Annotated in this window: 24 protein-coding genes and 1 pseudogene; 14 read left to right on the top strand and 11 right to left on the bottom strand. The window is 60.4% G+C overall.

Going from position 1 to position 23,282, the window contains the following annotated elements; all coding sequences use genetic code 11:
- Positions 1-87: 87 nt before the first annotated feature.
- Positions 88-765, top strand: coding sequence for a TetR/AcrR family transcriptional regulator (locus tag T3A99_RS00135; RefSeq protein WP_047229564.1), 678 nt, complete (start codon positions 88-90; stop codon positions 763-765).
- 110 nt (positions 766-875) lie between these two features.
- Here T3A99_RS00135 and T3A99_RS00130 read toward each other — a convergent pair whose 3' ends face one another.
- The 4 genes from T3A99_RS00130 to T3A99_RS00115 form a co-directional block, all read right to left on the bottom strand.
- Positions 876-1,727, bottom strand: a complete 852-nt coding sequence (locus T3A99_RS00130; protein WP_370695173.1) for a shikimate dehydrogenase — start codon at positions 1,725-1,727, stop codon at positions 876-878.
- Between the two features lie 5 nt (positions 1,728-1,732).
- Positions 1,733-2,173 (bottom strand): type II 3-dehydroquinate dehydratase, encoded by a 441-nt coding sequence (gene aroQ / locus T3A99_RS00125; RefSeq protein ID WP_014340320.1) that lies wholly within the window; start codon positions 2,171-2,173, stop codon positions 1,733-1,735.
- 295 nt (positions 2,174-2,468) lie between these two features.
- Entirely contained in the window at positions 2,469-3,548 is a 1,080-nt protein-coding gene (trmA, locus tag T3A99_RS00120; RefSeq protein ID WP_322833844.1) for a tRNA (uridine(54)-C5)-methyltransferase TrmA, read from the bottom strand.
- Positions 3,545-4,840, bottom strand: coding sequence for an NCS2 family permease (locus tag T3A99_RS00115; protein ID WP_047229568.1), 1,296 nt, complete (start codon positions 4,838-4,840; stop codon positions 3,545-3,547). The genes trmA and T3A99_RS00115 overlap by 4 nt, the downstream gene beginning before the upstream one ends.
- A 204-nt stretch (positions 4,841-5,044) precedes the next feature.
- Between T3A99_RS00115 and T3A99_RS00110 the strand changes: the two genes are divergently transcribed.
- Positions 5,045-5,500, top strand: coding sequence for a DUF4879 domain-containing protein (locus tag T3A99_RS00110; protein ID WP_076386416.1), 456 nt, complete (start codon positions 5,045-5,047; stop codon positions 5,498-5,500).
- A 75-nt stretch (positions 5,501-5,575) separates the two neighbouring features.
- Positions 5,576-6,142, top strand: a complete 567-nt coding sequence (locus T3A99_RS00105; protein WP_322833843.1) for a DJ-1 family glyoxalase III — start codon at positions 5,576-5,578, stop codon at positions 6,140-6,142.
- A 6-nt stretch (positions 6,143-6,148) separates the two neighbouring features.
- Here T3A99_RS00105 and T3A99_RS00100 read toward each other — a convergent pair whose 3' ends face one another.
- Positions 6,149-6,436: a HigA family addiction module antitoxin gene (locus T3A99_RS00100; protein ID WP_139051201.1), complete on the bottom strand. Its 288-nt coding sequence runs from the start codon at positions 6,434-6,436 to the stop codon at positions 6,149-6,151.
- Between the two features lie 14 nt (positions 6,437-6,450).
- On the bottom strand, positions 6,451-6,729 hold the full coding sequence (locus T3A99_RS00095) for a type II toxin-antitoxin system RelE/ParE family toxin (RefSeq protein WP_139051229.1): 279 nt from the start codon (positions 6,727-6,729) through the stop codon (positions 6,451-6,453).
- A 203-nt stretch (positions 6,730-6,932) separates the two neighbouring features.
- Between T3A99_RS00095 and T3A99_RS00090 the strand changes: the two genes are divergently transcribed.
- Genes T3A99_RS00090 through T3A99_RS00080 form a run of 3 tightly spaced genes read left to right on the top strand, consistent with a single transcriptional unit; the run spans position 6,933 to position 10,641 of the window.
- Positions 6,933-7,454, top strand: a complete 522-nt coding sequence (locus T3A99_RS00090; RefSeq protein WP_047229571.1) for a (2Fe-2S)-binding protein — start codon at positions 6,933-6,935, stop codon at positions 7,452-7,454.
- Positions 7,451-8,440, top strand: coding sequence for an FAD binding domain-containing protein (locus T3A99_RS00085; RefSeq protein WP_047229572.1), 990 nt, complete (start codon positions 7,451-7,453; stop codon positions 8,438-8,440). Before T3A99_RS00090 ends, T3A99_RS00085 begins: the two co-directional genes overlap by 4 nt.
- Positions 8,440-10,641 carry a xanthine dehydrogenase family protein molybdopterin-binding subunit gene (locus T3A99_RS00080; protein ID WP_322833842.1) on the top strand — a complete coding sequence of 734 codons (2,202 nt, stop codon included), beginning with the start codon at positions 8,440-8,442 and terminating at the stop codon, positions 10,639-10,641. Before T3A99_RS00085 ends, T3A99_RS00080 begins: the two co-directional genes overlap by 1 nt.
- On the opposite strand, the gene T3A99_RS00075 is transcribed toward T3A99_RS00080, so the two are convergent.
- Positions 10,638-11,876 carry an MFS transporter gene (locus tag T3A99_RS00075; RefSeq protein WP_047229574.1) on the bottom strand — a complete coding sequence of 413 codons (1,239 nt, stop codon included), beginning with the start codon at positions 11,874-11,876 and terminating at the stop codon, positions 10,638-10,640. The genes T3A99_RS00080 and T3A99_RS00075 overlap by 4 nt on opposite strands.
- A gap of 503 nt (positions 11,877-12,379) precedes the next feature.
- On the opposite strand from T3A99_RS00075, the gene T3A99_RS00070 reads away from it, so the two are divergent.
- Genes T3A99_RS00070 through T3A99_RS00060 form a run of 3 tightly spaced genes read left to right on the top strand, consistent with a single transcriptional unit; the run spans position 12,380 to position 15,016 of the window.
- Positions 12,380-13,819, top strand: a complete 1,440-nt coding sequence (locus tag T3A99_RS00070) for a cytochrome ubiquinol oxidase subunit I (RefSeq protein ID WP_322833841.1) — start codon at positions 12,380-12,382, stop codon at positions 13,817-13,819.
- Positions 13,820-13,822: 3 nt separating this feature from the next.
- A complete protein-coding gene (cydB, locus tag T3A99_RS00065) occupies positions 13,823-14,830 on the top strand; it encodes a cytochrome d ubiquinol oxidase subunit II (RefSeq protein ID WP_047229576.1) in 1,008 nt (335 codons plus the stop codon).
- Positions 14,831-14,851: 21 nt separating this feature from the next.
- Positions 14,852-15,016, top strand: a complete 165-nt coding sequence (locus T3A99_RS00060; protein WP_076386412.1) for a DUF2474 domain-containing protein — start codon at positions 14,852-14,854, stop codon at positions 15,014-15,016.
- A gap of 20 nt (positions 15,017-15,036) precedes the next feature.
- Here T3A99_RS00060 and T3A99_RS00055 read toward each other — a convergent pair whose 3' ends face one another.
- Together T3A99_RS00055 and T3A99_RS00050 are read right to left on the bottom strand one after the other, a co-directional pair.
- Positions 15,037-16,176 (bottom strand): class I SAM-dependent methyltransferase, encoded by a 1,140-nt coding sequence (locus T3A99_RS00055; protein ID WP_322833840.1) that lies wholly within the window; start codon positions 16,174-16,176, stop codon positions 15,037-15,039.
- A gap of 183 nt (positions 16,177-16,359) precedes the next feature.
- Positions 16,360-17,073: an autoinducer binding domain-containing protein gene (locus T3A99_RS00050; protein ID WP_047229578.1), complete on the bottom strand. Its 714-nt coding sequence runs from the start codon at positions 17,071-17,073 to the stop codon at positions 16,360-16,362.
- A 291-nt stretch (positions 17,074-17,364) separates the two neighbouring features.
- Between T3A99_RS00050 and T3A99_RS00045 the strand changes: the two genes are divergently transcribed.
- Entirely contained in the window at positions 17,365-18,141 is a 777-nt protein-coding gene (locus T3A99_RS00045; protein ID WP_076386408.1) for a ferredoxin--NADP reductase, read from the top strand.
- 56 nt (positions 18,142-18,197) lie between these two features.
- Here T3A99_RS00045 and mscL read toward each other — a convergent pair whose 3' ends face one another.
- Positions 18,198-18,611 (bottom strand): large-conductance mechanosensitive channel protein MscL, encoded by a 414-nt coding sequence (gene mscL, locus T3A99_RS00040; RefSeq protein ID WP_047229580.1) that lies wholly within the window; start codon positions 18,609-18,611, stop codon positions 18,198-18,200.
- 282 nt (positions 18,612-18,893) lie between these two features.
- On the opposite strand from mscL, the gene katB reads away from it, so the two are divergent.
- From katB to radA, 3 genes are all read left to right on the top strand, one after another.
- Positions 18,894-20,435: a catalase KatB gene (gene katB / locus T3A99_RS00035; RefSeq protein ID WP_322833839.1), complete on the top strand. Its 1,542-nt coding sequence runs from the start codon at positions 18,894-18,896 to the stop codon at positions 20,433-20,435.
- Between the two features lie 148 nt (positions 20,436-20,583).
- Positions 20,584-21,135, top strand: a complete 552-nt coding sequence (locus tag T3A99_RS00030) for an ankyrin repeat domain-containing protein (protein ID WP_410479124.1) — start codon at positions 20,584-20,586, stop codon at positions 21,133-21,135.
- A gap of 43 nt (positions 21,136-21,178) precedes the next feature.
- Positions 21,179-22,546: a DNA repair protein RadA gene (radA, locus tag T3A99_RS00025; RefSeq protein ID WP_030140305.1), complete on the top strand. Its 1,368-nt coding sequence runs from the start codon at positions 21,179-21,181 to the stop codon at positions 22,544-22,546.
- Between the two features lie 31 nt (positions 22,547-22,577).
- Here radA and T3A99_RS00020 read toward each other — a convergent pair whose 3' ends face one another.
- Positions 22,578-22,946, bottom strand: a complete 369-nt coding sequence (locus T3A99_RS00020) for a PilZ domain-containing protein (RefSeq protein ID WP_047229582.1) — start codon at positions 22,944-22,946, stop codon at positions 22,578-22,580.
- Between the two features lie 159 nt (positions 22,947-23,105).
- On the opposite strand from T3A99_RS00020, the pseudogene T3A99_RS00015 reads away from it, so the two are divergent.
- Positions 23,106-23,282, top strand: a pseudogene (locus tag T3A99_RS00015) (carbon starvation protein CstA); the annotation flags it as partial.

Here is a 23,282-nt window from a genome sequence, read left to right as displayed (position 1 = left end):
CGGTAAAGGGCAACCCCGTGGCTTGGCTTGACTGCGCGGTGCGGCCCATAATCGCCAACCTGTGCAGTGATGGCCGTGAGCCCCGCAATGACTACGAATTCAGAGCTTTCCGCAGACCTCGACGAACCTGTCGTCGAGCCGCGCAAGAGTCGCAAGAACAACCCGGAGAAAACCCGGGAAAACATTCTTCAGGAAGCCATCGTCGAGTTCGTCCAGCAGGGCCTGTCCGGCGCTCGGGTCGACGCCATTGCTGAGCGCATCCACACCTCCAAGCGCATGATCTACTACTACTTCGGCAGCAAGGAGCAGTTGTACGTCGAGGTGCTGGAAAAACTCTACGGCGATATCCGCAACACTGAGAGCCGCCTGCACTTGGCGGAACTGGCCCCGGTCGATGCGATCCGGCGCCTGGTGGAATTCACCTTCGACCACCATGACCGCAATGTGGATTTCGTGCGCATCGTCTGCATCGAAAACATTCACAACGCCGAGTACGTCAAGCAATCGGGCGCCATCAAGGCAATGACCAATACCATCCTTGATTCCCTGGGCGTGATCCTGCGCCGAGGTGCCGAAGAGGGGGTGTTCCGCGCCGGCCTGGAACCGCTGGATGTGCATCTGCTGATCAGTTCGTTCTGCTTTTACCGCGTGTCCAACCGCCACACATTCGGTGAGATTTTTCAGATCGATTTGCCGGACGAAGCGATCAAGCAGCGTCATCGCCAGATGATTTGTGAGTCGGTGTTGCGGTATCTGCAGGCCTGACCTTGAAACCTTTGTGGGAGCGAGCCTGCTCGCGATAGCGGTATGTCAGTCACATCAACACTGACTGATTCACCGCTATCGCGAGCAGGCTCGCTCCCACAAGGGTGGTTTCAGTGATTCATGCTCTGGAAATGCTCCAGCATCCGCTGCGCATCCGGCGCGACGCCGCTGAACAGCTCGAACGCCTTCACCGCCTGGAACACGGCCATGTTGCCGCCATCCAGCGTGCGGCAACCCAGGGCGCGGGCGTTGCGCAGCAGTTCGGTTTCCAGGGGGAAGTAGACAATTTCCGCGACCCACAATTGGCCCCGCAGCAGCTCCACCGGCACCGGCATGCCCGGCAGTTTCGCCATGCCCATGGGCGTGGTATTCACCAGGCCGTCCGCCTCGGCCATCGCTGTAGGCAAATCATGCCCGGCCCGGGCGCGGCCAGGACCGAAGTGTTGATTCAGGTTGTTTGCCAGTGCTTCGGCACGGCTGACTTCAACATCAAAAATGCTCAGCGTCTGTATGCCTTCTGCCAACAGCGCGTGGGCCACCGCCGCGCCTGCGCCGCCAGCACCCATCTGGACCACGTGCTTGCGCGCCACTTCACCCAGGCCGCGGCGAAACCCTTCGGCGAACCCCAGGCAGTCGGTGTTGTGGCCGATGCGTTTGCCCTCCTTGAACACCACGGTATTCACCGCGCCAATGCCCCTGGCCTCGGGCGACAGCTCGTCGAGCAACGGGATGATCGCCTGTTTGCAGGGAAAGGTGATGTTCAGGCCGGTGAAGTTCATGCGCTCGGCGGCCTTGAGCAAATCGGGCAGGGCGCCGCTGTCGAGTCCCAGGGCGTCCAGGTCGATCAGTCGATAGAGGTAACGCATGCCCTGGGCATCGCCCTCGCGCTCATGGAGCGCAGGGGTGCGCGACGCCTGGATGCCCGCACCAATCAGGCCGGCAAGCACGGTGATATTCGACATGCTCATCAACCCTTCAACCGCTGACTGAAATGCTCCAGCGCCAGGCGATAACCATGGCTGCCAAACCCGCACATCACACCGATGGCGACCGATGAAACAAAGGAGTGATGACGGAACGTTTCGCGGGCGTGAACGTTGGACAGGTGCACCTCGATCACCGGGACTTCGCTGGCGACCAGCGCATCACGGATCGCTACCGAGGTGTGGGTCCAGGCTGCCGGGTTGATGACGATGCCGGCACAGCGACCGCGGGCGCCATGCACCCAGTCGAGCAATTCGCCTTCCTGATTGGTCTGGCGAAACTCCACCGCCAGGCCGAATTCTTCAGCGGCGCGGCCGCACAGTGCGGAGATGTCCGCCAGGGTTTCGTGGCCATAAGTCGCCGGCTCGCGGGTGCCGAGCAGGTTCAGGTTCGGGCCGTTGAGCACCAGAACGATCGGAGGCATCGCAATTTCTCCACAATTTTTATTGTTGGTGTCGGCGGATTTCAGCCGGTGGAGATAAATTGTACTAGATGGTTAATTTGGTCAAACAAAGCCGATGGCATCGGGCAATAAGTGTTCGATGATCGAACATGATCTTGGTCGGGAGGTGAGGGAGGGCAATGGTGGCGAGGGGATTTATCTGTGGGAGCAAGGCTTGCCCGCGATACAGGCGGCTCAAATTCTGAACGACCGCATTGCCTGTATCGCGGGCAAGCCTTGCTCCCACATAGCTTTGCCCTGTCCAGCCCCGCAGCGTTTAGCGCCGCGTCAACAACACCCCGGATTCCATGTGATGGGTCCAAGGGAATTGATCGAACATCGCGCAGCGCGTGATGCGGTGGGTGTCGTGCAGTTGCGCGATGTTGGCGGCGAGGGTTTCCGGGTTGCACGAGATGTAGAGGATGTTCTCGAAACGCCGGGTCAGTTCGCAGGTGTCCGGGTCCATGCCGGCGCGGGGCGGGTCGACGAAGACGCTGCCGAATGCGTAGCTTTTGAGGTCGATGCCGTGCAAGCGACGGAACGGGCGGACTTCGTTCAGGGCTTCGGTCAGTTCTTCAGCGGACAGGCGCACCAGAGTCACGTTATCCACAGCGTTTTCGCTGAGGTTGCTCAGCGCGGCGTTCACCGACGTCTTGCTGATTTCGGTCGCCAGCACTTTGCGCACGCGGGTGGCCAAAGGCAGGGTGAAGTTGCCGTTGCCGCAGTACAACTCCAGCAGATCGTCGCTGCGCTCACCCAATGCATCGTAGGCCCAGTTGAGCATCTTCTGGTTCACGGTGCCGTTGGGCTGGGTGAAGGCGCCTTCAGGTTGGCGATAGCTGAAAGTGCGGCCACCGACGTCGAGTTTCTCCACCACGTAATCATGGCCGATCACTTCCCGTTTGCCTTTGGAGCGACCGATGATGCTCACACCGAGGTCGCTCGCCAGTTTCGTGGCCGCTGCGTGCCAGTGCTCATCCAGAGGGCGGTGGTAACACAGGGTGATCATCGCATCGCCGGTCAGGGTGGTCAGGAACTCCACCTGGAACAGCTTGTGACTCAGCGGCGCGCTGGCTTGCCAGGCCGCCTTGAGTTGCGGCATCAACTGGTTGATGCGCAGGCTGGCGATGGGAAACTGCTCGATGAGGACCGGCGTGCGCTTGTCGTCCTGGGAGAACATCGCGTAATGCCGTTCGCCGGCCTCGCGCCACAGGCGGAATTCGGCCCGCAGGCGGAAGTGCTCCAGCGGTGAATCGAACACCGCTGGCTCCGGCGCATCGAACGGGGCCAGCAGGTCACGCAAGCGGCTGACCTTGTCCTGGAGCTGAGTGGCGTAGGCCTGGGAATCAAAAGTCATGCGTTGAACCAACCCAACTTGATCACGAACAGAATCGACAGGATGACCAGCGCCGGGTTCAGCTCACGGCCACGGCCAGACACCAGTTTGATGGCGGTCCAGGCGATGAAGCCGAAGGCAATGCCGTTGGCGATGGAATAGGTGAACGGCATCGCCAGCGCGGTAATCACCACGGGAGCGGCCACGGTGATGTCGTCCCAGTCGATTTCCGCCAGGCCTGAGGTCATCAGCACGGCGACGAACAACAGCGCCGGTGCGGTGGCGAAGGCCGGGACACTGGAGGCCAGTGGCGAAAAGAACAGCGCCAGCAGAAACAGGATCGCCACGACGATGGCGGTCAGGCCGGTGCGGCCGCCGGCGCTGACGCCCGCCGCCGACTCGATGTAGCTGGTGGTGGTGGAGGTGCCCAGCAGCGAACCGGCCATGGCGGCGGTGCTGTCGGCGATCAGTGCCCGCCCCATCTTCGGCATGTGGCCGTCCTTGCCCATCAGTCCGGCGCGCTTGGCGACGCCGATCAGGGTGCCGGAATTGTCGAACAGGTCGACGAACAGGAAGGCGAAAATCACGCTCACCAGACCGATGTCCAGGGCGCCCTTGATGTCCAGTTGCAGGAAGGTCGGGGCCAGGGATGGCGGCATCGACATCACGCCGCCGAACGGGGTGAAGCCCATCAGGATCGAAACGACGGTGACCGCCAGGATGCCGATGAGCACTGCACCGCGCACTTTCAGCGCTTCGAGGGCGACGATCAGGACGAAGCCGAGGGTAGCGAGGATCGGCGCGGGTTGTTTCAAATCACCGAGGCCGACCATGGTTGCCGGGTTTTTCACCACGATGCCGGCGTTATTCAGGGCGATCAGCGCCAGGAACAGGCCGATACCGGCGGCGATGGCCGAGCGCAGGGGCAGCGGGATGCTGTTGATGATCCACTCGCGGATACGAAAGATCGACAGCAGGAAGAACAACACGGCGGAAATGAACACCGCACCCAGCGCCACTTGCCAGGTATGGCCCATGTGCAGGACCACGGTGTAGGTGAAAAACGCATTCAGGCCCATGCCCGGCGCGAGGGCGATCGGGTAGTTGGCGATCAGGCCCATGGTGGTGGAGCCGATGGCCGCCGCCAGGCAGGTGGCGACGAACAACGCACCTTTGTCCATACCGGTTTCGCCGAGGATGCTCGGGTTGACGAACAGAATGTAGGCCATGGCCAGGAAGGTGGTGACGCCCGCCAGAATCTCGGTCCGCACGTTGGTGTTGTGTGCCTTGAGTTGAAACAGCCTTTCCAGCATGTCTGCTCCCCGTGGCGCGCCGGGCGCCGTGAATGTATCGACCTCAACAGCAAAGCACAGACCGCCAGGGGCGCTCGGGAATTTTCTGTGGGTCGGAAAAAGCCGCGCATCATACCAGCAGCGTGGCGCTGTGGCTGCGATCGTCGTCGATGTTTTGCCCAAGCGCCAAGTCGGCCATACTGCGCGCGGTTCCGGGAGGTCTTTATGCATCGTATGAAAAAACACCTATTGGTCGCATGGGGGTGTGCGCTGGGCCTGGGGTTACCCGGGCAGGCCGTCAATGCCGCTTCGGCGCCGCCCCTGAGCGAGGTCAAGGTGCTCAAGGTCGAGTCGCCCGCCTGCGGTTTCGAGGACATCGCCCAAGGGCAAGAGCAGACCCGTTGCAATCACAGCGGCCCGAGTATCAAGGTCTATGTGCTGGAGGTGGGGTATGGCCGTCAGCCTCACGTCACGCTGGACGGTTTTGAAGTCGATGGCACCCGCTCGCCGGTCTGTGCGTTCAGCAATGGCAACCTGAATGATTGTTCCGTGCGGAGCAAAACGGTTGGCTATTTGTATGTCTTCGATCTGAAGGGCAAGCAGGAAGGCACCTTCAGCTTCAGCAACCAGTCGATCAACGCACCAGGCAACCGGATGTCGACCCAGCTGTACATCAAATGACCTTCCAGCCTGACAAGCCGCACGCGGCCCGGCAAACCTGACTAGGCTTCATAAACCACCCAGCGGAGAACACCGATGATGCCTGGAACCAAGATCCCCCGAGCCCTGATAGCCGTCGCCGAAGGTGTCGACGACTTGCAGACCGTTACGCTGATCGACGTGCTGCGTCGAGCTCAGGTCGAAGTGGTGGTGGCAAGTATCGAAGGGCGGCGGATGCTCACCTGTGCCCGCGGCACGCGCCTGACCGCCGACGGTATGCTGGTGGACTTGTTGGCGCAGGACTTTGATCTGATCGTCCTGCCCGGCGGCATCATCGGCGCCCAACACCTGGCGGCCCATCAGCTACTGCGACAACTGATCAAGGACCAGGCCGCCACTGGACGTTTCTTCGCCGCCATCGCCGAAGCCCCGGCCCTTGCCTTGCAGGCGTTCGGCGTACTGCGCCAGCGCCGCATGACCTGCCTGCCCGCCGTGAGCCAGCAACTGTCCGGTTGCAATTTTGTCGATCAGCCGGTGGTGGTGGACGGCAACTGCATCACCGCCCAAGGCTCGGCTGCCGCGCTGGCGTTTGCCTTGACGCTGGTGGAACAGCTCTGTGGCAAGGGCGTGAGGGGCGTGGTGGCGGCGGAGTTGCTGGCCTGACAGGCATCAGGCGTGGTGAGGTAAGCGTTCGATCAAAGGTTGTTCACGCTGCTCGGCTTGCCACAGATCATAGTCCGTCTGAACACCCAGCCAGACCCTGGCCTTGCCGATCCCGGCCCGTTCCAGGCGCACCGCCAGATCGGGGCTGACGGGGGCATGGCCGTGCAATACCCGAGAGAGATGCGGTCGGGCGAAGCCCAAATGCCGCGCCAGCTCGGTGACTGTGATGCCCAGTTCGGGCAACACATCCATCAGTAGCGTTTCGCCAGGGTGTGGCGGATTGTGCATGGGCATGTTCCAGCCTCCTGTCAGTGGTAGTCCAGATAATCGACCAGTTCGATATCCGATCCGCTAAAACGAAAAATAATCCGCCAGTTTCCCGAAACACTCAGCGACCAGTATTCAACCAGCTCACCTCTTAGTGGATGCAGTCGCCATCCGGGGATATCCACGTCGTCAGGCGACTGCGCCCGGTCCATGAACTGGAGCATGCGAGCCAGGCGGTTTCCATGGTCAGCCCGGATTCCACGGGTCGAACCCGTTTCATAGAAGATCCTGAGGCCTTTGTGTCGGAAGGATTTAATCATGGAATCGAGTGTAAGGCGATACATTACACTCGGTGCGGTACATATATACCGCACATGCCAGGCAAATCTGTGTGTCCTGCGATGGCCAAGGCTTTTTCGGCGCGTCGAAATTGCCTTGAACGCTCACCCCACCCCGAAGTCGTACCCCTTATGACGGCGGTTTGCGAAAACGCCGCGAGTGTACGACCAACCGTGAGGTGTTTATGAGCGCGACCCTGTCCGAAGCGACACCGGCGTCCTTCGTCCGCCATCCGATCCGCCTGACGCTCAATGGTCAGGCGCGCGAACTGCACGTGCTGCCCTGGACCACGCTGCTGGACCTGCTGCGTGAGCAACTGGATCTGGTGGGCAGCAAGAAAGGTTGCGACCACGGTCAATGTGGTGCCTGTACGGTGCTGCGCGATGGCAAGCGGATCAACGCCTGCCTGACCCTGGCGGTGATGTGCGACGGCGCTGAGCTGACCACCATCGAGGGGTTGGCCAACGGTGATCAGTTGCATCCCATGCAGCAGGCTTTCATCAAGCACGACGCCTTCCAGTGCGGTTACTGCACGCCTGGGCAGATCTGTTCCGCGGTGGGATTGGCCAATGAAGGCCGGGCACAGACTGGGGCGCAGATCAGCGAACTGATGAGCGGCAATCTCTGCCGGTGCGGCGCCTACAACAACATTCGTGACGCTATCGAAGAGGCATTGCCGCTCTGTCAGCAGGGAGGTGATCAATGAACCCTTTCCAATACAGCAAGCCCGACACCGTGCAGGCCGCCGTCGACTTGTCGAGCCCGGTTTCACGCTTCATTGCCGGTGGCACCAACCTGCTGGACCTGATGAAAGAAAACCTCACCCGCCCCGAGCACCTGATCGACATTACCGGGCTGCCCCTGGCGGACCTCAGCGAAACCCCTTCCGGTGGGGTGATGATCGGCGCGTTGGTGAGCAATGCCGATCTGGCTTGGCATCCCTGGATCCAGCGCCGCTATCCGCTGCTTTCCCAGGCAATCCTGGCGGGCGCCTCGCCGCAGTTGCGCAACATGGCCAGCACCGGCGGTAACCTCCTGCAACGCACCCGCTGTTATTACTTCTATGACGCCAACGTGCCGTGCAACAAGCGACGGCCAGGCAGCGGCTGTCCGGCTCGGGACGGCTTGAACCGTATGCACGCGATATTCGGCGCCAGTGATCAATGTGTCGCCACGCACCCTTCCGACATGTGCGTGGCACTGGCTGCCTTGGAGGCCGTGGTGCATGTTATCGGTCGGGGCGGGGCACGGACCATCGAGTTCGCTGACTTTCACCGTCTGCCCGGCGATGCCCCGGAACGGGACAACCAACTGGCCGATGATGAACTGATCACCGCCATTGAGTTGCCTGCCGCCGGTTTCGCTGAACACAGCCATTACTTGAAAATTCGGGACCGGGCCTCCTACGCCTTTGCGCTGGTTTCGGTAGCGGCGGCGCTCGAGCTGGACGGGCCGGTGATCCGCCAGGCGCGCCTGGCCCTCGGCGGCGTGGCCCACAAACCCTGGCGCGACCGGGCCGTGGAGAGCTGGCTGACCGGTCAGACCGTCAGCCGCGAAACCTTCACTGCTGCCGCTGACGCGCTGTTGCAAAACGCCGAGCCGCTGGAACATAACGGCTTCAAGGTCAGACTGGCGCGCCGGGCGGTGGTCCGCGCCTTGAGCGATGCCGCACTGGTGGGAGGACAAGCCTGATGAATGCTTCGAGCAAATCCATAGGGCAACCACTTGACCGGGTCGATGGCCTGCTCAAGGTCACCGGCCAGGCCCGATATGCCGGCGAATACCCCGAGGACGGTTTGCTGCACGGCAGCGTCGTCTCCGGCAGCATCGCTCGTGGCCGCGTGCTGCGCATCGATGCCACCCGAGCGTTGGCGTTGCCCGGGGTGGTCACGGTGATCGACCACACCAACCGCCCCAGGATCGCCAGCTACGACGAGCCTTACGAGGACGCCGATGCGGCAGAGGGTTCGCCGTTCCGACCGCTGTACAACGATCAGGTACTCTACAGCGGCCAGCCGTTGGCCTTGGTAGTCGCTGAAAACCTCGAGCTGGCCCGCTACGCCGGTTCGCTTATTGAAATCGAATATGAAGCCCAGGACCATCAGACCGATCTGGCAATCCTGCAAAACGAAGCCCATCCGGCACCGGCAGAATTGCCCAAGCCCCGTGGGAATTTTCAGGGCGAGTACGCCAGTTCGGCCCTCAGTGTGGACGTGTCCTACAGCACACCGATCGAACACCACAACCCGATGGAGCCTCATGCCTCCACCGTGCTGTATCAGCCTGACGGCAGCCTGCACATCCACGACAAGACCCAAGGCACGCAAAACTGCCAGGCCTATGTGCAAAAGGTCTTCGGGCTTGAGAAAGAGCAGGTGCGAGTGTTTGCCGCCTATGTGGGCGGCGCCTTCGGTTCCGGGCTGCGGCCACAGTACCAACTGCCCCTGGCGGTGATGGCAGCGCTGACGCTCAAACGCTCGGTGCGGGTCAGTCTGACGCGCCAGCAGATGTTTACCTTTGGCTATCGACCACGGACCTTTCAGCGCCTGCAACTGGGGGCCGCGGCCAACGGGCGACTGTTGGCGGTGGCGCATACCGCCATCGGCCAGACCTCGCGCTTTGAAGATTTCACCGAGCATGTGGTGGAGTGGAGCGGGATGCTCTATCACTGCGACAACGTCGAATTGACCTACAAACTGGTGCCGTTGGACGTCTATACGCCGCTGGACATGCGCGCTCCCGGCGCTGCCCTGGGACTGATCGGCCTGGAGTGCGCCATGGATGAACTGGCCTGTGCCCTGGCGATCGACCCGATCCAGCTGCGGCTGCTCAACTATACCGAGCGTAACGAGAATGAAGGCAAACCATATTCCAGCAAAGAGTTGCGTGAATGCTATGCCCAAGGTGCCCGTCGTTTCGGCTGGGACAAGCGCAACCCGGAACCGCGCAGCATGCGTGAAGGTCGGCAGTTGGTCGGTTGGGGCATGGCGGGCGGTGTGTGGGAGGCCATGCAGCAGAAGGCCAGCGCTCGGGCCTCGCTGGATGCCAACGGTCAGTTGACCGTCAGCAGTGCCACCACTGACATCGGTACTGGCACCTACACAGTCATGACCCAGATCGCCGCCCAAGCGTCAGGCGTTTCCCTGGAAAACGTCACCTTTATCCTCGGTGATTCGTCGCTGCCGACTGCGCCGCTGCAGGGCGGCTCGTTCACCGTCTCGTCGGTGGGCACCGCTGTGCAGCAGGCCTGTGAAGCCCTGAAGGAAAAACTCCTGGCTGTGGCGCGGCAGAGCTGTCCGGCCTTTGCTGGCGCGACCCTTGAGCAAGTGACGTTTGCCGACGGTCAGCTACGGTTGGGCGAGGCCTGTGTCTCGTTGGCAGAGTTGGCGCAAAAAAGCGGCGAGACGCCCTTGCAGGTTCAGGTTACTGCCGAGCCGGAGGAAAAACGCCAAGCCTACGCTACGGCCACGCATTCGGCGGTGTTTGTCGAAGTGCTGGTGGATGAGGACTTGGGCACGGTGAAGGTCAATCGGGTGGTCAGCGCCATCGCCGCCGGACGGGTGATCAACCCGAAAACCGCGCGCAGCCAGATCCTCGGCGGCGTGGTCTGGGGCGTCGGCATGGCCTTGCACGAAGAAACCTTGACTGACCATGCGTTGGGCCGGCACATGAATCACAGCCTGGCGGAATACCATGTGCCGGTGAACGCCGACATCGGGGACATTGACGTGGTTTTTGTCGACGAGCACGACGAGATCGTCAATGCCCTCGGCTCCAAGGGCGTCGGTGAGATTGGCATCGTTGGTGTGGCGGCGGCCGTGGCCAATGCGATTTATCACGCCACCGGCAAACGGGTCCGGGACTTTCCCATCACGCTGGATAAATTGCTTTAGGTTTTCGCAGCGTCCACCGGTTCGTGCATCCGGTCACGGTTGGCCAGGGTCGGGAACAGTTTGATCCAGACCCCGGTCACCAGCAGTGTGCCGACACCGCCCATGACCACCGCCGGCACGGTGCCGAACCAGTGGGCGGTCAGGCCGGACTCGAACTCGCCCAACTGGTTCGAGGCGCCGATGAACAGCCCGTTCACGGCGCTGACCCGGCCGCGCATTTCGTCTGGCGTTTCCAACTGCACGAAGGAGGCGCGGATCACCATGCTGATCATGTCCGCCGCGCCTAGCACCACCAGCACCGCCAGGGAAAACCAGAACGAAGTGGAGAGGCCGAAGGCAATGGTGGCGACGCCGAACACGCCCACGGCCGTGAACATCACCCGACCGACCTTGCGCTCCACGGCAAACCGCGCCAGCCATAGCGACATCAGCAAGGCCCCCACCGCCGGAGCCGAGCGCAACAGGCCCAGGCCCCAGGGACCGGTAAGCAGAATATCCTTGGCGAACACCGGCAAGAGCGCGGTCGCGCCGCCCAGCAGTACCGCAAACAGGTCCAGGGAAATCGCCCCGAGAATGTCTGGGCGGCTGCGGATGAAGCGAATCCCGGCCAGCAACGAATCCATGGTTGCCTTGCCTTTGTTCAACGGCGTCTGGCGGGCGGGCAGGTTGAGCATCAGGCAGCAGGCGATGACGTAGAGCAACACGGTCGGCCCATAGACCCAGACGCTGCCGAAGGCATAGAGCAGACCGCCCAGTGCCGGGGCGACGATGGTCGCGGACTGCTGGGCCGACTGCGCGGCGGCCACGGCGCGGGGAAACAGCGCGGCCGGCACGATGCTCGGCAGCAGCGCTTGGGTGGTCGGCATCTCAAAGGAGCGGGCGGCGCCCAGCAGGAAGGCGAGGATGAAGATCATCTCCCGGGTGACGTTATCGGTGGCGCTGCCGATGACCAGCGCCAGGGCAATCATCGCCTGCAACGACTGGCAGATCGCCGCGACCTTGCGGCGATCATAGCGGTCGGCCACATGCCCGGTGTGCAGCATGAACAGCACACGCGGAGCAAACTCCACCAACCCTACAAGACCCAGGTCCAATACGTTGCCGGTCAGTTGATAGAGGTTCCAGCCGATGGCCACGGTGAGCATCTGGAAGCCACTGGCGGTGAAAATCCGGGCCAGCCAGAAGGCGATGAAGGGGCGGTGGTGGCGGAGCAGCAATGGCGCTTGGCTGGGCATCTATGACGGGTCCGGTGATGAGGGCATCGAGATTATCACCGAGTTGTAACTGGAGGTTGCGGTTGCTGGAAAAATAGTTAGCCAAGCATCTACTTTTCACATAGCACGCTTTTTTTGTGGCGAGGGGATTTATCCCCGCTGGGGTGCGAAGCGGCCCCAAGCTTTTGCGAGCGCTGCGCACTCGAGCGGGGATATCCCCTCGCCACAACAGTGCACTCCTCAAGATTCAAGAAATCTTGGCTTAGAGCAGGATTGCAGCACTGAGACAACCTGTCACGCGACAAAAGACCACGCCGTCCGGCGGCCATAATGCGACTACTCTTTGAGCATTGCTTGATCCAGGTCAATACCCTCCGGGGGCTTGGGCTGGCGGCCATCCGGCCACGTTCCTGCGTTGTGACGGTTTAAAAAAAGAACGATTTGAAAAGCATCGCACTCCATATCCCTGGAGGTTGCGATGCAAGCCCCGCCCGCAGCCGGTTTTACCTGACAGAGGAAGACTTATGTTCGGTTTGGAGGCGCTCGATCTCGCCCGAATCCAGTTCGCGTTCACCATCTCGTTCCATATCCTGTTCCCGGCCATCACCATCGGCCTGGCGAGTTACCTGGCGGTACTCGAGGGCTTGTGGCTCAAGACCCGCGACGACACCTACCGCGACCTGTACCACTTCTGGTCGAAGATCTTTGCCGTCAACTTCGGCATGGGTGTGGTATCCGGTTTGGTCATGGCCTATCAGTTCGGCACCAACTGGAGCCGTTTCTCTGACTTTGCCGGCGCGGTCACCGGGCCGCTGCTGACTTACGAGGTGCTCACGGCGTTCTTCCTCGAAGCCGGGTTCCTGGGGGTGATGCTGTTCGGTTGGAACCGCGTCGGGCGCGGTCTGCATTTCTTTTCCACAATCATGGTAGCGATCGGCACGCTGATTTCGACGTTCTGGATCCTGTCCTCCAACAGCTGGATGCAGACTCCCCAGGGCTACGAAATCATCGATGGCCGGGTCATCCCGGTGGACTGGCTGGCGGTGGTGTTCAACCCCTCGTTCCCCTATCGCCTGTTGCACATGTCCACGGCAGCGTTTGTCGCCACGGCGTTTTTCGTCGGTTCGTCGGCGGCCTGGCACTTGTTGCGCGGTCGGGATACCCCGGCCATTCGCCGCATGCTCTCGATGGCGATGTGGATGGCGTTGCTGGTGGCGCCGATCCAGGCCGTCATTGGCGACTTCCATGGCCTCAACACCCTCAAGCATCAACCGGCCAAGATCGCGGCCATCGAAGGTCACTGGGAAAATGTCGGCAATGAGCCTACCCCGCTGATCCTGTTTGGCTGGCCGGACATGCAGGCGGAAAAGACCCGGTTCGCCGTGGAAATCCCCTACCTGGGCAGCCTGATCCTGACCCACAGCCTGGACAAACAGGTGCCGGCCCTCAAGGAGTTCCCGCCTGAAGACCGACCGAATTCGACCATTGTGTTCTGGTCGTTCCGGATCATGGTAGGCCTGGGGCTGCTGATGATCTTCACCGGTCTGTGCAGTCTCTGGTTGCGCCGCAACGACCGGCTCTACCAGTCTCGACCGTTCCTTCATATGGTCTTGTGGATGGGGCCGTCCGGCCTGATCGCGATCCTGGCAGGCTGGTTCACCACCGAAATCGGTCGCCAGCCCTGGGTGGTCTACGGCCTGATGCGCACGGCCGATGCTTCGTCCGGCCACAGCTTTGCGCAGATGAGCATCACGCTTGTGCTGTTCGTCGTGGTGTATTTCGCGCTGTTCGGTGCGGGGCTGAGCTACATGATGCGCCTGGTGCGCAAAGGGCCGGAAGTCCATGAAGATGAGCCGGCCGACGGTGGCCCGGGTCAGAAACGTACCCCGGCCCGTCCATTGTCGGCCGCCGATGATGGCGACGACGAAGTGGACCATAACGACAGCTCGCACAAGGGGAATTGAGTCATGGGTATTGATCTTCCGCTGATCTGGGCCGTGGTCATCATCTTCGGCATCATGATGTACGTGATCATGGATGGCTTTGACCTGGGGATCGGCATTCTTTTCCCCTTCATCAAGGCTGAGCGTGATCGTGACGTGATGATGAACACCGTAGCGCCGGTCTGGGACGGTAACGAAACCTGGCTGGTGCTGGGCGGCGCGGGCCTGTTCGGGGCGTTTCCGCTGGCTTATTCGGTGGTGCTTTCGGCGCTGTACCTGCCGCTGATCCTGATGCTCATCGGGCTGATTTTCCGCGGCGTGGCCTTTGAGTTTCGCTTCAAGGCCAAGGCTCACAAGCGCCATCTGTGGGACAAGGCGTTCATCGGCGGTTCCCTGACGGCCACCTTCTTCCAGGGGGTGGCGTTGGGGGCGTTCATTGATGGATTCGAAGTGGTCGATCGCCAGTTCGCCGGCGGCTCCCTGGACTGGTTCACACCGTTCACCGTCTTCTGTGGCCTGGCCTTGATCGTCGCCTACGCCTTGCTCGGCTGCACTTGGCTGATCATGAAAACCGAAGGCAAGTTGCAGGAGCAGATGCATAACCTGGCCAGGCCGCTGGCGTTCGGGGTGCTGGCGGTGATCGGTATCGTCAGTATCTGGACTCCGCTGGCTCACGCCGATATCGCGGCGCGCTGGTTTACCCTGCCGAATCTGTTCTGGTTCCTGCCGGTACCGATCCTGGTGCTGGTGACCATGTACGGGTTGTTTCGCGCCGTTGCCCGCAACGCCAACTACACGCCGTTCATTCTGACGCTGGCGCTGATCTTCCTCGGTTACAGCGGTCTGGGCATCAGCTTGTGGCCGAACATCGTGCCGCCATCCATCTCCATCTGGGACGCGGCGTCACCGCCACAGAGCCAGGGGTTCATGCTGGTCGGGACGCTGTTCATCATTCCTTTGATTCTGGTGTACACCTTCTGGAGCTACTACGTGTTCCGGGGAAAGGTGACCCATGACGACGGCTACCATTGATTGACCTGCGAGGCATTGAAAATGGCCAAGCCTGATCTGAAAGACATCGAAGCGGCTGAAAAGAAGCCGCTCTGGCAGCGACTTGGCTGGCTGGCGCTGATCTGGGCCGGCAGTGTGCTGGCCCTGTTTATCGTCGCCAGCCTGATGCGGATGTTCATGAACGCCGCAGGGCTGACCACCCACTGACGCTCCCGGGCAGGGTCAAATTATTTGCGGGCCTTGAGGATGACGAATTTCGGGGTTGCGGCCACTTGTTCGACCCCCCGGAACAACCGCGCCAGTTTGCTGTGGTAGCCCAGGTGCCGATTGCCGACGATGTACAGCGCGCCGCCGACCACCAGTGCTTCGCGCGCCTGCTGAAACATCCGCCAGGCGAGGAAGTCGCCCACCACCTGCTGTTGGTGGAAAGGCGGATTACACAGCACTACATCCAATGACTGCGCCTCTTGCCCGGCCAGACCGTCCCCAGCTCGTATGGTCACCTCACGCTCGCCCAGGGCGGCGCGCCAGTTCTCGGCGGCCGACTGCACGGCCATGTACGATTCATCCACCAGGGTGTAGTGGGCCTCGGGATTCTGCAGGGCGCTGGCGATTGCCAGTACACCGTTGCCGCACCCCAGGTCCGCGACGCGGGCGGTGCCCAGGTTCTTTGGCAGATGCGGCAGAAATGCCCGGGTGCCGATGTCCAGGCCTTCGCGACAGAACACGTTGGCGTGGTTGAGCAATTCGATCTTCGGCTCTTCCAGCCAATAGCGCGTGGGGTAGGGGGATGCGGCCGGCACTCGGGTTTCTGGCCGGAGCGCTTCTGGCGTGGCGATCAACAAGCGAGCTTTTTTCACTGCCAGCGAGGCCTGCACCGGGCCAACGTAACGTTCCAGCAGGTCACCGGCGGCCCGTGGCAGATGCTTGACCATCGCAGCAGCAATCACCTGGGCACCGGGGGCCAATTGGCCTTGCAGGCGAATCAACTGTTCTTCCAGCAGGGCCAGGGTTTTTGGCACTTTGATCAGGACGCGGTCGAAAGGTCCGGTCAACGGTTCGCTGGCCGGCAACGTCGGCACTGCATCAAAGGGCAGGCCGTTGCGCACCAGGTTTTTCTCCAGCGCCTGCAAGGCCAGGTACGAGTCGCTGCTGCTGATGACTTCAACCTTGCCGGCAAGGCTCGCCGCCAGGGCACCAAAGCTGTCATTGAGGACCAGGACCCGGGTATCGGCGAGCGGCTGTTGCTCGGCCAGATACGCGAGCAGGTATTCGTCGGCTGCGTCAAAGGCTTGCAGCGGTTCGTTCTGCTGTTCGGGTTGGCGGATCAGGTCAAGTTGGGCGAAGGGACTGTCGAGCAAGGGCATGGCTGGGACTCTGGAGATCAACGAATGTCCCGCTGCCCCGGGGCAGGTGTCTCAGCGGGACCGCCTGAATGAACTTCGTCGCGTACTGGGCGCGTCATCATTCAAGTGGAGCCGTAAATGGTACGTTTTTTTTCCAGGCATTACTCGCGGGTTTTTGTCAGGTTGGTAAGTGCGCCGCACGGTTCAGATCACATGGATGTGGGCCGCCTTGGCTACCGCTGAGATTTTGTTGTTGACGTTCAGCTTTCGCATGCAACTGCACACATGGAAGTTCACGGTGCGCTCGGAGAGGCAGAGGATTCTGCCCACTTCCGAAGCCGTCTTGCCTTCGGCCGACCACCTCAATACTTCGATCTCTCTGGGTGATAAATGACATTTTTGTGGAGTCGCGGCAGCGTCAGCCAGTTTTTTGCTGGCCAGCGCATGCAGTCTTTGACTGGCGAAAATGGCATAGCCCAGATTTGCGTAATGCTCGTCGATATCGATGGGGCAATGAGTCCGAGCCAGGCTGAAAAGGCTGCAGTGTGCCCCCTGTTCATCATGAACGGCCTGGGTCCAGCCATACTTGAGTCCCTGACGATTAAGTTCTCGCCACAACTTGGGGGCCTGAGCAAAAACAGTCTCATCCCACAAGATTGGAAGCGGTGATTGATTGCAATGTGCTACTAGTGGGTCGTTCGATGCATAGCCGTTCTGTTCATATAGTCTGTCCCATCCATAAGGGTAGTTATTCAGGTTTACCTTGTTGGTATGCTTGTCCGGGCTTCCGAGATAGGCTGAGAATGCACAATATTCAAATCCCTGATTGTTAAAGAAATTCAGGACTAGACGATAGGCCGTCTGTAAGTCCTTTTCACAGGATAACTTCCTCAACAGCAAGTCCTTCCACTTGTCCATCGCTCTCTCCTGGGTTGAGTTCGTCCATGCGGATCCAATCCATGATGCGAATTTTTAGTGTAGGACTATTCTTAAATTGCAGTGAGCTTTTTTTTATTTGCTTACAGTTTGAAATGTTTAAGAAATAAACTTTTTGAGTATGATTTTACAGTTGGGATAGTTTTGTATAAGTCTGGTAGAAGATATGCTCGGTGACGGAGGCATTAGTAGCTAAAGTGCCACTACTCGTTGTCAGTGGTGAAGGGGCTCACTTTGCGGGACACTGTAAGTCTTGTCTCGTTGGAGTGGCTCATGATCGACAGCTCAGAGAAGTTCACCCGTCAAACCTTGCTCGATGTGCAGCCCGTGGCACCTCATTTGTTTACGTTGCGTACCACACGGGATCGCGGTTTTCGTTTTCGGGCGGGGCAGTTCGCCCGGCTCGGGGTCGCTAAAGCGGATGGCACCATCGTTTGGCGGGCATATTCCATGGTGTCTTCGCCGTTCGATGAATTCCTCGAGTTTTTTTCCATCGTGGTACCGGACGGCGAGTTCACCAGCGAACTGAGTCGGCTGCAGCCAGGCGACAGCCTGCTGGTTGATCGCCAGGCCTTTGGCTACCTGACGCTTGATCGTTTCGTTGACGGGCGCGATTTGTGGCTGCTGTCCACGGGAACGGGCGTCGCACCGTTCCTCTCGATTCTCCAGGATTTCGAAGCATGGGAAAAATTCGAGACGATCGTCCTGGTGTACAGCGTCCGCGAGGCACGGGAGCTGGCATATCAGGAGCTGATCAAAGGGTTGACCCAGCGCGACTACCTGGCCGGCTACGCCCACAAGTTTCGTTTCATCGCGACCGTCACCCGTGAACAGCATCCCGGTGCGCTCAGCGGACGAATCACGACACTGATCGAAAATGGCGAGTTGGAAAGGGCGGCTGACATCGAGCTGACGCCGGAACACTCGCGGGTGATGTTGTGCGGCAATCCGCAGATGATCGATGACACGCGCAAGTTGCTCAAGGCCAGGGGCCTGCAACTGAGTCTCAGCCGTCGGCCGGGTCAGGTGGCCGTGGAAAACTATTGGTAGCAAAGGCGCCTGTGGCGAGGAGATAAAAACCCACGCCACAGGCGGCGAAGCGTGAGTCAGGGCCTCTCGTTCTGGGCCTTGAGCAGGTCGCGAATTTCGCTCAGCAACAGTTCTTCCTTGGTCGGAACCGGTGGCGCGCTGGGAGCAACGGCTTCTTCGCGCTTGAGACGGTTGATGGCCTTGACGCCCATGAAAATGGCGAACGCCACAATGATGAAATCAATGGTGCTTTGAATGAATTTGCCATAGGCCAATACCACCGCCGGCGCATCGCCTTGTGCCGCCTTGAGTGTGATGGCCAGGTCGCTGAAGTCCACCCCGCCAATCAAAAGGCCGATCGGAGGCATGATGACGTCGCCAACGAAGGACGAAACGATTTTGCCGAAAGCAGCACCGATAATGATCCCGACGGCCATGTCGACGACATTGCCTTTGACCGCGAAGGCCTTGAACTCGTTAATCACGCCCATGAGTTGTTCCTTGTGACAGATGAAGTGGATGGTGGCAGTGTAAATCAGCCAAACGCGTCCTGCTCGAAACGCCTGCTTACAAAGCTTCAGTTATCGACTCGGGACAGGGGGAAAAGTTTACAAAGTGCCATCAATCGCGCGTGATACGCGGTCCCGAGCCGATTCCCTATAAGGATTTTTCTATCGGATCGGTGCGGCATTTCTATTTAGGTTTTTCTTTTTAGAGCACTAGCCTCTGCAAGGCGCACATGGATGCGCTCTATAACATCAGAGGAAACGCCTATGAACATTTCCCTTGGCGGCGGGACTTTCACCCCTCGCCGTGCTTTATTTGTGCTCACCGCCAGCCTGTTGTCCTTGTCCGTCAACGCGGCCACCCTGACCCGCGATAACGGTGCGGCTGTGGGCGACAACCAGAACTCGCAAACAGCCGGTCCTAACGGGCCGACCTTGTTGCAAGACGTGCAACTGATCCAGAAACTCCAGCGCTTCGACCGCGAGCGCATCCCCGAGCGCGTGGTGCATGCACGAGGAACCGGTGCCCATGGCACATTTACAGTCACCGACGACCTCAGTGATCTGACCAAGGCCAAAGTCTTCGCCGCTGGCCAGGCCACGCCGGTGTTCGTGCGTTTTTCTGCTGTAGTGCATGGCAACCATTCGCCGGAAACCCTGCGTGACCCCCGTGGCTTCGCCACCAAGTTCTACACGGCCGAGGGTAACTGGGATCTGGTGGGTAACAACTTCCCGACCTTCTTCATTCGCGATGCCATCAAGTTTCCAGACATGGTCCATGCTTTCAAACCCGACCCTCGGACAAACTTGGATGATGACGCCCGCCGTTTCGATTTCTTTTCTCACGTGCCCGAAGCAACGCGCACGCTGACCGAGTTGTATTCCAATTCCGGCACGCCGGCCAGTTATCGTGAAATGGACGGTAACGGTGTGCATGCCTACAAGTTGGTGAATGCAAAGGGTGAAGTTCACTACGTAAAGTTTCATTGGAAAAGTTTGCAGGGCCTGAAAAATCTCGATCCGAAAGAAGTTGTGAAAGTTCAGGGGCAAGATTACAGCCATATGACTAACGATCTGGTGAGTCATATTAATAAGGGCGACTTCCCGAAATGGGACTTGTACGTTCAGGTGCTGAACCCGCAGGACCTTTCCACGTTTGATTTCGATCCTCTTGATGCGACAAAAATCTGGCCGGGTGTGCCTGAACGCAAAGTCGGGCAAATGGTTTTGAACCGTAACCCGGCGAATGTTTTCCAGGAAACCGAGCAAGTGGCGATGGCGCCGGCCAATCTTGTTCCGGGCATCGAGCCGTCGGAAGATCGACTGTTGCAGGGGCGGGTGTTCTCCTATGCCGATACGCAAATGTATCGAGTAGGACCCAACGCGCTTCAGTTGCCCATCAATGCGCCGAAGGTGGCGGTCAACAATGGCAACCAGGACGGCGCGATGAATTCGGGCGCCACCAGCACCGGCGTGAATTATCAGCCTAGCCGCCTGATGCCTCGCCAGGAACAGCCAACGGCACGCTACAGCCAGACCGCGCTGACTGGCAGTACCCAGCAGGCGAAGATCCAGCGTGAGCAGAACTTCAAGCAAGCCGGTGACCTGTACCGCTCGTTCAACCAGAAAGAGCGCAATGACCTGATCGAAAGCTTCGGCGGATCGCTGGCGACCACCGATGAGGAGAGCAAGCACATCATCCTGTCGTTCCTCTACAAGGCTGATCCTGAATACGGCACCGGTGTAGCCCGTGTCGCCAAAGGCGATCTGACCCGGGTCAAGGCGCTGGCGGAAAAACTCAGCGACTGATCCACAGCCTGGCACGTGCATAACCCGTGGGAGCAAAGCTTGCTCGCGAAGCAGGCGCTGCGGTCTGAAGCCAGACCGAGTCGTCTGCGTTGCGGGCAAGCCATGCTCCCACAGCCCTGCATCTACAGCCTTGCGCCAAGGAGACGTCATGCTGCGTAACTTCCTGTTTTCGATGCTCGCAATCGGGTCGTTGAGCGTATGGGCCGATCAGCCCGTGCCCACCGATCCGGTGGTTGTACAAGAGCAGTTGCAAACTTATTACTTCGACGCCGCCCGGCGGGGCGACGTGCCGATGCTCGAGACCTTTATCGAGGCTGGTTACTCGCTCAACACCCAGGACGAAAAGGGCTACACCGCGCTGATCCTGGCCGCTTACCACGGCCATGGCGCGGCGGTGGAGCGGCTGCTGGCCGCTGGCGCCGATGCCTGCACCCAGGACAACCGGGGCAACACGGCGCTGATGGGCGCCATTTTCAAGGGCCAAGTGCAGATCGCGCGCCGTTTGTTGTCCACCGATTGCAACCCGGACCAGCGCAACGGCGCCGGACAGACCGCAGCGATGTACGCCGGCCTGTTCAAGCGCGTCGAGTTGCTCGACGCCTTGGCGGCCAAAGGGGCGGACCTGCAGGCCCAGGATCCGCTGGGCAATACCGCGGCGAACCTGGCCAACGGTGAAATCAGAATGCCGGCCCCGCGCTGACCCCCGCGTGGGCTATCATCGCGGTTTTTATCCCGGAGTTCAGATGGCCAAGGCAAAGCGCATGTATGGCTGCACCGAGTGCGGCTCGACCTTTCCCAAATGGGCCGGCCAGTGCAGTGAGTGCGGTGCCTGGAACACCTTGACCGAAACCATGGTGGAGAGTGGCGGTGCCGCAGCCCCCACCGGTCGCACGGGGTGGGCCGGTCAGCAGGCGCAAATCAAGACCCTCGCCGAAGTCAGCGTCGAGGAAATTCCACGGTTTTCCACCGCGTCCGGCGAGCTGGACCGCGTATTGGGCGGTGGCCTGGTGGACGGTTCGGTCGTGCTGATTGGCGGGGACCCGGGCATCGGCAAGTCCACCATCCTGTTGCAAACCTTGTGCAACCTGGCCACGCGCATGCCGGCGCTGTACGTCACTGGCGAGGAATCCCAGCAGCAAGTCGCCATGCGCGCCCGGCGTCTGGGGCTGCCCCAGGATCAACTGCGGGTCATGACCGAGACGTGCATCGAAACCATCATCGCCACGGCCCGCCTGGAAAAACCCAAGGTCATGGTGATCGACTCGATCCAGACGATTTTCACCGAACAACTGCAATCGGCGCCGGGCGGCGTGTCACAGGTGCGTGAAAGCGCGGCGTTGCTGGTGCGGTATGCCAAGCAGAGCGGTACGGCGATTTTCCTGGTGGGCCACGTCACCAAGGAAGGCGCGCTGGCAGGCCCGCGGGTGCTGGAGCACATGGTGGATACCGTGTTGTATTTCGAGGGCGAATCCGACGGTCGCCTGCGTTTGTTGCGGGCAGTGAAGAATCGCTTTGGCGCCGTCAATGAATTGGGTGTGTTCGGCATGACCGACAGAGGCTTGAAAGAAGTCTCGAATCCTTCGGCGATTTTTCTCACGCGCGCCCAGGAAGAAGTGCCGGGCAGTGTGGTCATGGCGACCTGGGAAGGCACCCGACCGATGCTGGTGGAGGTTCAGGCGCTGGTGGATGACAGCCATTTGGCGAACCCGCGTCGGGTCACCTTGGGGCTGGATCAGAATCGGCTCGCCATGTTGCTGGCGGTCCTGCATCGACACGGTGGCATTCCTACCCACGATCAGGATGTTTTCCTCAACGTGGTGGGCGGCGTCAAAGTATTGGAAACCGCGTCTGACCTGGCGTTGATGGCGGCGGTCATGTCCAGCTTGCGCAATCGGCCGCTGCCCCATGATCTGCTGGTGTTCGGTGAAGTGGGGCTGTCGGGGGAAGTCCGGCCGGTGCCCAGCGGACAGGAGCGGCTCAAGGAGGCGGCCAAGCACGGTTTCAAACGCGCCATCGTGCCCAAGGGCAACGCGCCGAAGGAAGCGCCTGCCGGGTTGCAGATCATTGCCGTGACCCGCCTGGAACAGGCGCTGGATGCGTTGTTCGAATAACTCCGAGGCCTGCTGTGTGGTGCAGGGTTATTCAGATCTGTACCAACGCCGCCAACTCCCGCTCCAGCTCAGCCTGATCGGCGAGGTTCAACTCCACCAGCCGGCGCAGATGGGCGATGGAGTCCAGGTCGATATGCTCGCAGACAAAGCCCAGATGGCCATGGTCGTCGTGGGTCAACCGAACCTCCATCTGCACTTCCACGTCGTTGCTCAAGTGAATGTCGGCTACGAAAGTCTTCTCGGGATTGCCAAGCCAGGGCTCGGGCTTTTTGATCAGCAGGCCCTTGAGAGACAGGTCCAGCAGTTCGACCGGCCAAGTCAGTTTGTCCTCGTCCTTGCCCTGACTCAGCTCGGTTCGGGCATGGAACTCGATTCGTACGAAGCGGCGGCGTTCGCTCATTACGTATTCCTTTCTGAAGATTGATTGACTATAGACCCAACTGGCGCGCCGTCGTCACCGTTGGGCTGCTGGCAGACAAATGTCGGGGGTGGCCTTTGTTCTCGTTAGCGCTAAACTCCGATGGCTGTCTTTCTTGTCCACCCTGGCCGGAATATAAAAATGACAAATAATAATAGCCTGCTGCGCCACATACCCTGGCTACTGCTGGCCGTCTTGGGAGCGAGCGCCCTGGGCGTCGTGGCATTGCGTCGGGGAGAGGCGATCAACGCCCTCTGGATCGTCGTCGCAGCCGTGGCCATCTACCTGGTCGCCTACCGCTACTACAGCCTGTTCATC

Source organism: Pseudomonas sp. N-137, assembly GCF_034555295.1.
In the GTDB taxonomy this organism is placed as follows: domain Bacteria; phylum Pseudomonadota; class Gammaproteobacteria; order Pseudomonadales; family Pseudomonadaceae; genus Aquipseudomonas; species Aquipseudomonas rhizophila.
This window is presented reverse-complemented; position numbering and strand designations above follow the sequence as displayed.